Origin of the sequence: Klebsiella sp. CN_Kp075 (assembly GCF_040065055.2) — a bacterium.
In the GTDB taxonomy this organism is placed as follows: Bacteria; Pseudomonadota; Gammaproteobacteria; order Enterobacterales; family Enterobacteriaceae; genus Klebsiella; species Klebsiella aerogenes.
Genome location: NZ_CM198050.1, coordinates 3,241,493 through 3,253,562, shown reverse-complemented (window position 1 = coordinate 3,253,562; position 12,070 = coordinate 3,241,493). Strand labels below are relative to the sequence as shown.

General features: G+C 55.1%; 14 protein-coding genes. All 14 read left to right on the top strand.

Annotated elements, in window-relative coordinates; all coding sequences use genetic code 11:
• The first annotated feature begins 7 nt into the window (after nucleotides 1-7).
• The 14 genes from fabD (at nucleotide 8) to thiK (ending at nucleotide 12,051) form a co-directional block, all read left to right on the top strand.
• Nucleotides 8-937: an ACP S-malonyltransferase gene (gene fabD / locus ABLV78_RS15580; protein ID WP_045393679.1), complete on the top strand. Its 930-nt coding sequence runs from the start codon at nucleotides 8-10 to the stop codon at nucleotides 935-937.
• Nucleotides 938-949: 12 nt separating this feature from the next.
• Nucleotides 950-1,684 carry a 3-oxoacyl-ACP reductase FabG gene (fabG, locus tag ABLV78_RS15575; protein ID WP_015367190.1) on the top strand — a complete coding sequence of 245 codons (735 nt, stop codon included), beginning with the start codon at nucleotides 950-952 and terminating at the stop codon, nucleotides 1,682-1,684.
• Between the two features lie 210 nt (nucleotides 1,685-1,894).
• Nucleotides 1,895-2,131: an acyl carrier protein gene (gene acpP / locus ABLV78_RS15570; RefSeq protein ID WP_000103754.1), complete on the top strand. Its 237-nt coding sequence runs from the start codon at nucleotides 1,895-1,897 to the stop codon at nucleotides 2,129-2,131.
• Between the two features lie 88 nt (nucleotides 2,132-2,219).
• A complete protein-coding gene (gene fabF, locus ABLV78_RS15565) occupies nucleotides 2,220-3,461 on the top strand; it encodes a beta-ketoacyl-ACP synthase II (RefSeq protein ID WP_015705037.1) in 1,242 nt (413 codons plus the stop codon).
• A 128-nt stretch (nucleotides 3,462-3,589) separates the two neighbouring features.
• Nucleotides 3,590-4,399, top strand: coding sequence for an aminodeoxychorismate lyase (pabC, locus tag ABLV78_RS15560; protein WP_047046884.1), 810 nt, complete (start codon nucleotides 3,590-3,592; stop codon nucleotides 4,397-4,399).
• 2 nt (nucleotides 4,400-4,401) lie between these two features.
• Nucleotides 4,402-5,424: a cell division protein YceG gene (gene yceG, locus ABLV78_RS15555; RefSeq protein ID WP_047046881.1), complete on the top strand. Its 1,023-nt coding sequence runs from the start codon at nucleotides 4,402-4,404 to the stop codon at nucleotides 5,422-5,424.
• Complete coding sequence (gene tmk / locus ABLV78_RS15550) at nucleotides 5,414-6,055, top strand: dTMP kinase (RefSeq protein ID WP_045393687.1); 642 nt, start codon at nucleotides 5,414-5,416, stop codon at nucleotides 6,053-6,055. The genes yceG and tmk overlap by 11 nt, the downstream gene beginning before the upstream one ends.
• Nucleotides 6,052-7,056, top strand: a complete 1,005-nt coding sequence (holB, locus tag ABLV78_RS15545; protein WP_047046878.1) for a DNA polymerase III subunit delta' — start codon at nucleotides 6,052-6,054, stop codon at nucleotides 7,054-7,056. Before tmk ends, holB begins: the two co-directional genes overlap by 4 nt.
• A gap of 10 nt (nucleotides 7,057-7,066) precedes the next feature.
• Nucleotides 7,067-7,861 (top strand): metal-dependent hydrolase, encoded by a 795-nt coding sequence (locus ABLV78_RS15540; RefSeq protein WP_047046875.1) that lies wholly within the window; start codon nucleotides 7,067-7,069, stop codon nucleotides 7,859-7,861.
• Between the two features lie 296 nt (nucleotides 7,862-8,157).
• Nucleotides 8,158-9,591 carry a PTS glucose transporter subunit IIBC gene (gene ptsG, locus ABLV78_RS15535; RefSeq protein ID WP_045393695.1) on the top strand — a complete coding sequence of 478 codons (1,434 nt, stop codon included), beginning with the start codon at nucleotides 8,158-8,160 and terminating at the stop codon, nucleotides 9,589-9,591.
• Nucleotides 9,592-9,847: 256 nt separating this feature from the next.
• Nucleotides 9,848-10,204, top strand: a complete 357-nt coding sequence (gene hinT / locus ABLV78_RS15530) for a purine nucleoside phosphoramidase (protein WP_047046872.1) — start codon at nucleotides 9,848-9,850, stop codon at nucleotides 10,202-10,204.
• A 4-nt stretch (nucleotides 10,205-10,208) separates the two neighbouring features.
• Nucleotides 10,209-10,583, top strand: a complete 375-nt coding sequence (locus ABLV78_RS15525; RefSeq protein ID WP_045393699.1) for a YcfL family putative periplasmic lipoprotein — start codon at nucleotides 10,209-10,211, stop codon at nucleotides 10,581-10,583.
• 21 nt (nucleotides 10,584-10,604) lie between these two features.
• On the top strand, nucleotides 10,605-11,243 hold the full coding sequence (gene lpoB, locus ABLV78_RS15520; protein ID WP_161801944.1) for a penicillin-binding protein activator LpoB: 639 nt from the start codon (nucleotides 10,605-10,607) through the stop codon (nucleotides 11,241-11,243).
• The gene (gene thiK / locus ABLV78_RS15515) at nucleotides 11,224-12,051 is read left to right on the top strand and encodes a thiamine kinase (protein WP_047046866.1); all 828 of its coding nucleotides are present in this window, start codon (nucleotides 11,224-11,226) and stop codon (nucleotides 12,049-12,051) included. Before lpoB ends, thiK begins: the two co-directional genes overlap by 20 nt.
• Nucleotides 12,052-12,070: the final 19 nt, after the last annotated feature.

Below are 12,070 nucleotides of genomic sequence, written 5' to 3'. Positions count from 1 at the left end.
TTTAAACATGACGCAATTTGCTTTTGTGTTCCCCGGACAGGGCTCTCAGGCTGTCGGTATGCTGGCAGATATGGCCGCGACCTGGCCTGTGATTGAAGAGACCTTCGGCGAAGCTTCCGCAGCGTTGGGTTACGATCTGTGGGCGCTTGCCCAACAGGGCCCGGCAGAAGAACTGAATAAAACCTGGCAAACGCAACCGGCGCTGCTGACCGCCTCCGTCGCGCTATATCGCGTATGGCAGCAGCAGGGCGGTAAAGCGCCAGCGCTGTTAGCCGGTCATAGCCTTGGCGAATACTCTGCGCTGGTCTGCGCAGGCGTTATCAATTTCGCTGATGCCGTTCGTCTGGTTGAACTGCGTGGTAAATTCATGCAGGAAGCGGTACCGGAAGGCACCGGCGCGATGTCTGCAATTATTGGTCTCGACGATGCGTCCATTGCGAAAGCCTGTGAGGAATCTGCGCAAGGGCAGGTGGTTTCGCCGGTGAACTACAATTCTCCGGGCCAGGTGGTTATCGCCGGGCACAAAGAAGCCGTTGAACGTGCAGGCGCCGCGTGTAAAGCCGCAGGCGCCAAACGCGCGTTGCCGCTGCCGGTCAGCGTACCGTCCCACTGCGCGCTGATGAAACCTGCCGCAGAAAAACTGGCGGTTGAACTGCAGAAAATCACTTTTAACGCGCCGACGATTCCGGTCGTGAATAACGTCGACGTGAAGTGTGAAACCGCGCCGGATGCTATCCGCGATGCGCTGATTCGTCAGCTGTACAGCCCGGTTCAGTGGACTAAGACCGTTGAGTTTATGGCATCTCAGGGCGTCGAGCACCTGTATGAAATGGGTCCGGGTAAAGTCCTCACCGGCCTGACCAAACGTATTGTTGACACCCTGACTGCTTCTGCGCTCAACGAGCCGGCTGCGATGTCTTCGGCGCTTGAGCAATAAAAGAGGAATACCATGAGTTTTGAAGGAAAAATCGCGCTGGTTACCGGTGCAAGCCGCGGTATCGGCCGTGCAATCGCTGAAACCCTCGCCGCGCGCGGCGCGAAAGTTATCGGTACTGCCACCAGCGAAAGCGGTGCGCAGGCGATCAGCGACTATCTAGGCGCCAACGGTAAAGGTCTGATGTTGAATGTGACCGACCCGGCATCTATTGAATCTGTTCTGGAAAATGTTCGCGCAGAGTTTGGCGAAGTTGACATCCTGGTCAATAATGCCGGGATTACTCGTGATAACCTGTTAATGCGAATGAAAGATGATGAGTGGAACGATATTATCGAAACCAACCTGTCATCTGTATTCCGTCTGTCAAAAGCGGTAATGCGCGCTATGATGAAAAAGCGTCATGGGCGTATTATCACTATCGGTTCTGTGGTTGGTACCATGGGAAATGCTGGTCAGGCTAACTACGCTGCGGCGAAAGCGGGTCTGATTGGTTTCAGTAAGTCACTGGCACGTGAAGTTGCGTCTCGCGGTATTACTGTAAACGTTGTTGCTCCGGGCTTTATTGAAACGGACATGACGCGTGCGCTGACCGATGAGCAGCGTGCGGGTACGCTGGCTGCAGTTCCTGCGGGGCGCCTTGGCTCCCCAAATGAAATCGCCAGCGCGGTTGCATTCTTAGCCTCTGACGAAGCGGGTTACATCACTGGTGAAACCCTGCACGTCAATGGCGGGATGTATATGGTCTGACCGAGATTTGCGCAAAATGTTCAGGAAGCGCGCAGTCTGCACGCTTGCGGGTACTGTTTTGTGCGAAATCATTTGCGTTATTAGGGCAAACAGCCGCAAAATAGCGTAAAATCGTGGTAAGACCTGCCGGGATTTAGTTGCAAATTTTTCAACATTTTATACACTACGAAAACCATCGCGAAAGCGAGTTTTGATAGGAAATTTAAGAGTATGAGCACTATCGAAGAACGCGTTAAGAAAATTATCGGCGAACAGCTGGGCGTTAAGCAGGAAGAAGTTACCAACAATGCTTCCTTCGTTGAAGACCTGGGCGCTGATTCTCTTGACACCGTTGAGCTGGTAATGGCTCTGGAAGAAGAGTTTGATACTGAGATTCCGGACGAAGAAGCTGAGAAAATCACCACCGTTCAGGCTGCCATTGATTACATCAACGGTCACCAGGCGTAAGTGAACATCTCCAGGCGGTCATTCGACCGCCTGAGTTTTATCTTTTTTTGTCCCACAAGAATCTATTTTCCCTCCCTGGAGGACAACCGTGTCTAAGCGTCGTGTAGTTGTGACCGGACTGGGCATGTTGTCTCCTGTCGGCAATACCGTAGAGTCTACCTGGAAAGCTCTCCTTGCCGGTCAGAGTGGCATCAGCCTGATCGACCATTTCGATACTAGCGCCTATGCAACGAAATTTGCTGGCTTAGTAAAGGATTTTAACTGTGATGATATCATCTCGCGCAAAGAACAGCGCAAGATGGATGCCTTCATTCAATATGGAATTGTCGCTGGCGTTCAGGCCATGCAGGATTCTGGCCTTGAAGTGACGGAAGAAAACGCAACCCGCATCGGCGCCGCTATCGGTTCCGGTATTGGTGGCCTCGGCTTGATCGAAGAAAACCACAGTTCGCTGGTAAATGGCGGACCGCGGAAGATCAGCCCGTTCTTCGTACCGTCCACAATTGTTAACATGGTGGCCGGTCATCTGACCATCATGTTTGGTCTGCGTGGACCGAGTATCTCCATCGCGACCGCGTGTACTTCAGGCGTACATAACATCGGCCACGCGGCGCGTATTATCGCTTACGGCGATGCCGACGCGATGGTTGCCGGTGGTGCAGAGAAGGCGAGTACGCCGCTGGGCGTAGGCGGCTTTGGCGCTGCGCGCGCGCTGTCTACCCGCAATGATAACCCGCAGGCGGCAAGCCGTCCGTGGGATAAAGAGCGTGATGGCTTTGTGCTGGGCGACGGCGCCGGTATGGTCGTGCTGGAAGAGTACGAGCATGCGAAAAAACGCGGCGCGAAAATCTACGCTGAGATCGTCGGTTTTGGTATGAGCAGCGATGCGTACCATATGACGTCTCCACCGGAAGATGGCGCTGGCGCTGCGCTGGCGATGGTTAACGCCATTCGCGATGCGGCGATTGAACCGGGCCAGATTGGCTATGTCAACGCCCACGGTACTTCGACGCCAGCCGGTGATAAAGCAGAAGCCCAGGCGGTGAAATCCGTGTTTGGCGATGCGGCAAGCCGCGTGATGGTGAGCTCCACCAAATCCATGACCGGCCACCTGTTAGGCGCGGCTGGCGCAGTAGAGTCTATCTACTCTATTCTGGCGCTGCGCGATCAGGCGGTTCCGCCGACCATCAACCTGGATAACCCGGATGAAGGTTGCGACCTCGACTTCGTTCCTCATGAAGCGCGTCAGGTTTCCGGTATGGAATACACCCTGTGTAACTCCTTCGGCTTTGGCGGTACTAACGGTTCGATTATCTTCAAAAAAGTATAATCAACCGCTAATGCTGGTTCAGCGTTGACGAAAAGACCCGCCTGGCGGGTCTTTTTTTATTCGGTTTTCTCCGCTTGTTCTCTGCCTTTTATCCTGAGACACTGTGCCACCGGTGAGAGGAGCCCCCTATGTTCTTGATAAATGGTGTCGAGCAGAGTGTACTGGCAGCTAACGACCGTGCTATTCAATTCGGTGATGGCTGTTTTACCACCTCACGAATCATCAACGGTCAGATAGCCTTCTTCAATGCCCATTTGGCCCGTTTGCAGGATACGTGCGAAAAACTCTTTATTCCTTTTACTGCGTGGCAAATGCTGGCCGCAGAGATGCAAGAACTCGCAAAGTCGCATCGTGAAGGCGTCCTCAAGGTGATCATTACGCGTGGTTCAGGAGGTCGGGGATATAGCGCGAGCGGATGCATTCAACCTACCCGCATGATGAGTGTGTCGTCTTTTCCCGCGCATTATGCGCGTTGGCGAGAAGAGGGAATAACTCTGGCGTTAAGCCCGATCCGCCTGGGGCGCAATCCTTCGCTGGCGGGGCTCAAACATCTTAATCGCCTCGAACAAGTCTTAATTCGTTCTCATCTTGAGCAGACGGACGCCGATGAGGCGCTGGTTCTTGACAGCGACGGGTGGCTTACGGAATGCTGTGCCGCGAATGTGTTCTGGCGTAAAGGAAGCCAGGTGTTCACGCCGCGCCTCGATCAGGCGGGCGTTAATGGCATTATGCGCCAGCACTCTATGGCTATGTTGGCACGTTCTTCTTTTGAGGTTGTCGAAGTATCCATGCGCCCTGATGTACTGCGCGATGCCGATGAAGTGCTGATTTGCAATGCGCTTATGCCGCTGGTACCGGTTTGTCGTTGGGATGACGTCTGTTGGTCTGAACGCGATCTTTACCATTTTTTAGCCCCATTGTGTGAGCTGCCTGGTTAGTCATGAAGAAAATGTTACGTTTTGTCCTGCTGTTAGTCGTGGTGTTCGGTATTGCCGCAGCGGCAGGTATGTGGAAAGTCCGCCAACTGGCAGATAGTAAGTTGCTTATTAAAGAAGAGACCATCTTTACCCTTGAGCCAGGAACCGGGCGAGTGGTGCTTGGTCAGCAGCTGTATGGCGATAAAATCATTAATCGTCCACGCGTATTCCAGTGGCTGCTGCGCGTCGAACCTGAACTTTCTCATTTCAAAGCGGGTACCTATCGCTTCACACCGCAAATGACGGTGCGCGAGATGCTGCAGCTTTTAGCGAGCGGTAAAGAAGCGCAATTCCCGCTACGGTTTGTTGAAGGGATGCGCGTTAGCGACTATTTGCGTCAGCTGCGCGATGCGCCGTATGTGAAGCACACTTTAGAAGACGACAGTTACGAAACGGTGGCCAAAGCGCTGGGTCTTGAGCACGCCGATTGGGTTGAAGGTTGGTTATGGCCGGATACCTGGATGTACACCGCCAATACCAGCGATATCGCCATTCTTAAACGCGCGCACCAGAAAATGGTCGCTGCGGTAGCGAAAGCCTGGGAAGGGCGGGCGGATAATCTACCGTATAAAGATCAAAACCAGTTACTGACCATGGCCTCTATCGTTGAGAAAGAGACCGCGGTTCCTGCCGAGCGCGATCGCGTGGCGTCGGTCTTTATCAACCGTCTACGCATTGGCATGCGTTTGCAGACCGACCCTACCGTAATTTACGGCATGGGAGAGCGCTATAATGGTAAACTGTCGCGTAAAGATCTGGAGACGCCGACCGCTTATAACACCTATGTGATTAGCGGTATGCCGCCAGGGCCAATCGCCGTGCCGGGCGAAGCGTCTCTCAATGCGGCCGCGCATCCGGCGAAAACGCCGTACCTCTATTTTGTTGCCGACGGAAAAGGCGGCCATACGTTCAATACTAATCTGGCCAGCCATAACCGTTCGGTTCAGGACTATTTAAAAGTACTTAAGGAAAAACATGCGCAGTAACTATATCGTCATCGAAGGCCTGGAAGGGGCGGGGAAAACGACCGCACGCAATCTGGTCGTTGAGACACTCGAACAGCTGGGTATCCGCGATATGGTGTTTACCCGTGAGCCGGGCGGTACCATCCTGGCTGAAAAACTGCGCAGCCTGGTGCTGGATATCCAGTCTACCGGCGATGAAGTCATTAACGATAAAGCGGAAGTGCTGATGTTTTACGCCGCCCGCGTACAGCTGGTCGAAACCGTTATCAAGCCGGCGCTGGCCCGCGGTCAATGGGTCATTGGCGACCGTCACGATCTCTCAACTCAGGCCTACCAGGGCGGCGGACGCGGTATCGATCAGCGAATGCTGGCGACGCTACGCGATGCGGTGCTCGGCGATTTCCGCCCTGATTTAACGCTCTACCTTGACGTGACGCCGGAGGTCGGCCTCAAGCGCGCGCGCGCGCGCGGCGATCTGGATCGTATCGAGCAGGAGTCGATGAATTTCTTTAATCGTACCCGCGCGCGCTACCTTGAGCTGGCGGCGCAGGATCCGACTATCCGCACCGTGGATGCGACGCAGCCGCTGGAAGCGGTTGAGCGCGACATTCGCGCGGTTGTCACGCAATGGGTTGCGGAGCAGCGCGCATGAAATGGTATCCGTGGTTACGCCCGTCCTTCGAGCAGCTAGTCGCTGGTTATCAGGCAGGACGGGGTCACCATGCGTTATTACTGCAGGCGTTGCCGGGAATGGGGGGCGATGCGCTTATCTACGCATTATGCCGATTCCTGATGTGCCGCCAGCCGGAGGGGCATAAAAGCTGCGGCCATTGCCATAGCTGTCAGCTTATGCAGGCCGGCACCCATCCTGATTACTACACGCTTGTCCCGGAGAAAGGCAAGAGCGCGCTAGGCATCGATGCGGTGCGCGGCATCACTGAAAAACTCTATGAGCGCGCGCGTCTTGGCGGCGCGAAGGTGGTGTGGATCAACGATGCGACGTTGTTAACCGATGCTGCCGCGAATGCTTTGCTGAAGACGCTGGAAGAGCCGCCGGAAAACACCTGGTTTTTCCTGGCCTGTCAGGAGCCGGCGCGTCTACTCGCCACCTTGCGTAGCCGGTGCTTCTCATATCACCTTGCTCCGCCTTCTGAAGCCTGGGCATTAGGGTGGTTAGAGCGCGAAGTGACAATGTCACAAGATACTTTACTGGCAGCGCTGCGCCTCAGCGCTAACGCACCCGCGGCAGCGCTGGCGTTACTGCAAGAAGCCAACTGGGCGCCGCGACAACAGCTTTGCCAGGCGCTAGCGAGCGCGTTAACCAGCGGCGACTGGCTGTCATTATTACCGGTTCTGAATCATGAACAGGCTCCGGTGCGCCTGCACTGGCTGGCTTCGCTGCTGTTGGATGCGCAAAAAAGGCAGCAGGGCATTTCGCTTCTGAGTAATCCGGATGCCTGGACGCTGGTTAACCAGCTGGCGCAAACACTTTCGGGCCCACGTCTTGAGGCTATCACGCGCGATGTTAGCGCCTGTCGCGAACAGTTGCTGAGCGTGGTCGGCGTCAATCGCGAACTGCTGCTCACCGAGCGCCTTCTGCGCTGGGAACATTACCTGCAACCCGGGGCGGTTCTGCCCGTCTCGCATCTCTGAGAATAAGAATATGTTTTTAGTCGATTCCCACTGCCATCTTGATGGCCTGGATTATCAAACGTTGCATAAAGACGTCGATGATGTTCTGGCGAAAGCCGCCGCGCGTGATGTCAGGTTTTTCCTGGCTGTCGCCACGACGCTGCCGGGATACCGCGGGATGCGTGAATTAATCGGCCAGCGCGATGACGTTGTCTTTTCTTGCGGCGTGCATCCCCTGAACCAGGATGAAGCGTATGACTATGAGGAGCTGCGTACGCTGGCGGCGGAAGAGGGCGTAGTGGCGATGGGGGAAACCGGGCTCGATTACTTCTATACCCCGGAAACCAAACTGCGCCAGCAGGAGTCTTTCCGTCAGCATATTCGCATTGGCCGCGAATTAAATAAACCGGTGATTGTGCATACCCGTGATGCGCGCGCCGACACGCTGGCAATTTTGCAGGAAGAAAACGTGACGGATTGCGGTGGCGTACTACACTGTTTCACAGAGGATAGAGAGACCGCGGGTAAACTGCTCGATATGGGGTTCTATATTTCGTTTTCCGGTATCGTCACGTTCCGTAATGCCGAACAGCTGCGAGATGCAGCGCGTTATGTGCCGCTCGATCGCCTGCTGGTAGAGACCGACTCGCCCTATCTGGCGCCGGTACCGCATCGCGGTAAAGAGAATCAGCCGGCGATGGTGCGTGATGTCGCCGAATACATGGCGGTCTTGAAGGGCGTGTCGCTGGAGCAACTTGCGCAACAAACCACCGAAAACTTTGCCAGCTTGTTCCACATCGACCCTGCCAGACTGCAACCTGCCTGATCTTTCTATTATTTTAAGGCTCGTAATTAATACTCAAAGCGAGTAAAGTTCACCGCCGCGACAGAGGCGGTGAACGCATTTCTGCAACATACAGATACACATTGTGTAAATCAGTGTAAATTTTTATATGTTGACTGAATGAAACGTGATAGCCGTCAAACAATCTCCGCGTTAATTATTTTACTCTGTGTAATAAATAAAGGGCGCTTAGATGTCCTGTCCACGGCACGGTTCTCCCCCCGGGCCAATGCGTGAAAACGTAAAAAAGTACCAAATACTCAGGAGCACTCTCAATTATGTTTAAGAATGCATTTGCTAACCTGCAGAAGGTCGGTAAATCGCTGATGCTGCCAGTATCCGTACTGCCTATCGCAGGTATTCTGCTGGGCGTCGGTTCTGCCAACTTCAGCTGGCTGCCTGCCGTGGTTTCCCACGTCATGGCAGAAGCAGGCGGTTCAGTTTTCGCCAATATGCCGCTGATCTTCGCAATCGGTGTTGCGCTTGGCTTCACCAATAACGACGGTGTATCCGCACTGGCTGCAGTCGTAGCTTACGGCATCATGGTGAAAACCATGGCGGTAGTCGCGCCGCTGGTTCTGCATTTACCTGCTGAGGAAATCGCAGCGAAACACCTGGCTGATACCGGCGTGCTTGGCGGTATTATTTCCGGTGCGATTGCAGCCTACATGTTCAACCGCTTCTACCGTATCAAGCTGCCTGAATATCTCGGCTTCTTCGCGGGCAAGCGCTTTGTGCCGATTATCTCTGGTCTCGCCGCTATCTTCACCGGCGTGATCCTGTCCTTCATCTGGCCGCCGATCGGTTCCGCCATCCAGACCTTCTCTCAATGGGCGGCTTACCAGAACCCGGTTGTGGCGTTCGGTATCTACGGCTTCATTGAGCGCTGCCTGGTACCGTTTGGTCTGCACCATATCTGGAACGTACCTTTCCAGATGCAGATTGGTGAATACACCAACGCTGCAGGTCAGGTGTTCCACGGCGACATCCCGCGTTACATGGCCGGCGACCCGACTGCGGGTAAACTGTCTGGCGGCTTCCTGTTCAAAATGTACGGCCTGCCGGCTGCAGCTATCGCGATTTGGCACTCTGCTAAACCAGAGAACCGCGCCAAAGTCGGTGGTATCATGATCTCCGCTGCGCTGACCTCGTTCCTGACTGGTATTACCGAGCCGATCGAGTTCTCCTTCATGTTCGTTGCGCCGATCCTGTATATCATTCACGCGATTCTTGCAGGCCTGGCATTCCCGATCTGTATCCTGCTGGGTATGCGTGACGGTACTTCATTCTCTCACGGTCTGATCGACTTTATCGTTCTGTCCGGCAACAGCAGCAAGCTGTGGCTGTTCCCGATTGTCGGTATTTGCTACGCGATCGTGTACTACGTGGTCTTCCGTGTGCTGATTAAAGCGCTGGACCTGAAAACTCCGGGTCGTGAAGATGCCACTGAAGACAGCAAAGGCGCCGCTACCAGTGAAATGGCTCCAGCTCTGATTGCTGCTTTCGGCGGTAAAGAGAACATCACTAACCTCGACGCATGTATTACTCGTCTGCGCGTGAGCGTGGCTGACGTAGCGAAAGTTGATCAGGCTGGTCTGAAAAAACTGGGTGCTGCTGGCGTAGTTGTTGCAGGTTCTGGCGTTCAGGCCATTTTCGGTACCAAGTCCGATAACCTGAAAACCGAAATGGATGAATACATCCGCAACAGCTAAGACGTAGTGTGGGGAGACTAAGGCAGCCAAATGGCTGCCTTTTTTACGTCGGTATTCTGCTCATTGTTGGCAATGGCAGGAAAATGGGGAGAAATGCTTATTCCCTCAGCAGCTAAGTCTATAGTTGAATAAGAAAAACTGCATTCAGGTTGAAAGAGAGGGAGGAAGTCGCTCATACTCTTAGCTGATCCTGTGCATTCGTGTTTATCTGCAGAGGCAGGCCGGAGCACGGTATAAAACTAATAAGGAATCAGTCATGGCAGAAGAAACGATTTTCAGCAAAATCATTCGCCGGGAAATCCCGTCGGATATTGTTTATCAGGATGAGCTGGTCACCGCTTTTCGCGATATCTCTCCGCAGGCGCCGACCCATATTCTGATTATCCCGAATATCCTGATTCCGACCGTGAACGACGTTACGAGCGAGCACGAACTGGCGCTGGGCCGTATGATGACCGTCGCGGCCAGGATTGCCCGTGATGAAGGCCTGGCTGATGACGGCTACCGCCTTATCGTTAACTGCAACCGCCACGGCGGCCAGGAAGTCTACCATATTCATATGCACCTGCTGGGCGGCCGTCCGTTAGGCCCGATGCTGGCGCATAAAGGCTAAACCGATGCGCGCTGCTTATTCAGGCGTTTTGATTCTGGCGGCGCTGCTGGCCGGATGTAGTTCGCGCCCGGAAATTCCGGTTGGCGAACAGCAGACTTTGGTGATGGAATCCAGCGTTCTGGCGGCGGGTATCAGCGCCGATCCACCGTCGGTCACCGCCTCGGAAATTCAGGCCACCGCTACCTCAAGATTATTTAACGAACGGCAACAGCCCATTACCGTGCACTACCGTTTTTTCTGGTATGACGCTCATGGGCTGGAGATGCATCCGTTGGAACCTGCGCGAAGCGTGACGGTTCCCGCCCACTCGTCCGTTGTGCTCTACGGCAGTGCAAATATTCTCGGGGCGCACAAAGCCCGCCTTTATCTTTATCTCTAAGAGGTCATCATAATGATTAAAATGTGTCGCTATGCGTTAATCACTGCACTGGCGATATTCCTGGCAGGCTGTGTGGGACAACGTAATGAACCTGCGCCAGTCGAGGAGGCCAAGCCGAAGCCGGAACAACCTGCGCAGCCGCAGCCGACGGTGCCTGCCGTGCCGACGGTGCCAACGCAGCCGGGTCCAATCGAACACGGCAGCGAGCAGCCTTCACAGCCCTCTCAGCCTGCGCCGCGCGTGCGCCACTACAACTGGGACGGCGCTGTGCAACCGATGATCGGCCAGATGCTGCAGGCGGGCGGCGTGAACGCGGGCAGTATTCTGCTGGTGGATAGCGTCAATAACCGTACCAACGGATCGCTGAACGCGTCTGAAGCGACCTCCGCGCTGCGCAATGCGCTGGCGGGCAACGGCAAGTTTACGCTGGTCTCCCCGCAGCAGCTCTCCGTAGCGAAACAACAATTAGGTCTTTCGCCGCAGGATAGTCTCGGCAGCCGCAGCAAAGCGATGGGAATTGCGCGCACCGTTGGCGCTCAGTACGTGCTGTACTCGAATGCCACCGGTAACGTCAACTCGCCGGAGCTGAAAATGCAACTGATGCTGGTGCAGTCCGGCGAGATTATCTGGTCAGGCAAAGGTGCGGTTCAGCAACAATAAGCTTACGCGCGACGAGCTCTTGTCGCGCTTTTTCCCCCGCTATTCACCTGTCGCCGCGCTGACTGAAAATGGTCTTAGCGGCGGCAGCTGTATTATCAGCGATGGCGTCCGCCGGCTGGTGCTGCGCCAGCCGCACGATCCGCAGGCGCCGCTCAGCCATTTTTTACGCCAGTACCGCGCGCTTCAGCGCCTCCCCGCGACGCTGTCGCCGGCACCGGTATTCTTTTCGCCGTGCTGGATGGTGGTGGAGTATTGCGCAGGGGAGGTGAAAAGCGCGCTGCCGGAGTGCCCTTCACTTGCCGGCTTATTGTATCATCTGCATCAACAGCCGCGTTTTGGCTGGCGTGTCGAGCTGGCGCCATTACTTGAATTGTACTGGCAGCAGTGCGATCCGGCCCGGCGTACGATTTTGTGGTTACGCTGGCAGAAACGGTTATTACGCCGGCGAGAACCACAGCCGTTGCGTTTGGCGCCTCTGCATATGGACGTCCACGCCGGCAATATCATTCACCGCGACGACGGCCTGTGCTTGATTGACTGGGAGTATGCCGGAGACGGCGATATCGCGCTTGAACTGGCAGCGGTATGGTGCGATGCCCCTACGCGTTGCCAGCTGCTTAAAGACTATTCACGGCTCGCGCAGCTTGATGAGCGACAGCTGCGGCGGCAAATACAACGCTGGCGACCGTGGGTGCTCATGCTGATGGCGGGATGGTATGAACGGCGCTGGCAGCAGAGCGGCGACCGGCAATTTATTACGCTGGCGGATGCGACATGGCGTCAGTTAGAAACAGAAAACAAAGGATAAGAGAGGTCTGTGTGGGTCC

Bases quoted from the DNA above. Each gene is read 5' to 3' on its own strand.
- fabD (WP_045393679.1), top strand. From the start codon at position 8: ATGACGCAATTTGCTTTTGTGTTCCCCGGACAGGGCTCTCAGGCTGTC.
- fabG (WP_015367190.1), top strand. From the start codon at position 950: ATGAGTTTTGAAGGAAAAATCGCGCTGGTTACCGGTGCAAGCCGCGGT.
- acpP (WP_000103754.1), top strand. From the start codon at position 1,895: ATGAGCACTATCGAAGAACGCGTTAAGAAAATTATCGGCGAACAGCTG.
- pabC (WP_047046884.1), top strand. From the start codon at position 3,590: ATGTTCTTGATAAATGGTGTCGAGCAGAGTGTACTGGCAGCTAACGAC.
- yceG (WP_047046881.1), top strand. From the start codon at position 4,402: ATGAAGAAAATGTTACGTTTTGTCCTGCTGTTAGTCGTGGTGTTCGGT.
- tmk (WP_045393687.1), top strand. From the start codon at position 5,414: ATGCGCAGTAACTATATCGTCATCGAAGGCCTGGAAGGGGCGGGGAAA.
- holB (WP_047046878.1), top strand. From the start codon at position 6,052: ATGAAATGGTATCCGTGGTTACGCCCGTCCTTCGAGCAGCTAGTCGCT.
- ABLV78_RS15540 (WP_047046875.1), top strand. From the start codon at position 7,067: ATGTTTTTAGTCGATTCCCACTGCCATCTTGATGGCCTGGATTATCAA.
- ptsG (WP_045393695.1), top strand. From the start codon at position 8,158: ATGTTTAAGAATGCATTTGCTAACCTGCAGAAGGTCGGTAAATCGCTG.
- hinT (WP_047046872.1), top strand. From the start codon at position 9,848: ATGGCAGAAGAAACGATTTTCAGCAAAATCATTCGCCGGGAAATCCCG.
- ABLV78_RS15525 (WP_045393699.1), top strand. From the start codon at position 10,209: ATGCGCGCTGCTTATTCAGGCGTTTTGATTCTGGCGGCGCTGCTGGCC.
- lpoB (WP_161801944.1), top strand. From the start codon at position 10,605: ATGTGTCGCTATGCGTTAATCACTGCACTGGCGATATTCCTGGCAGGC.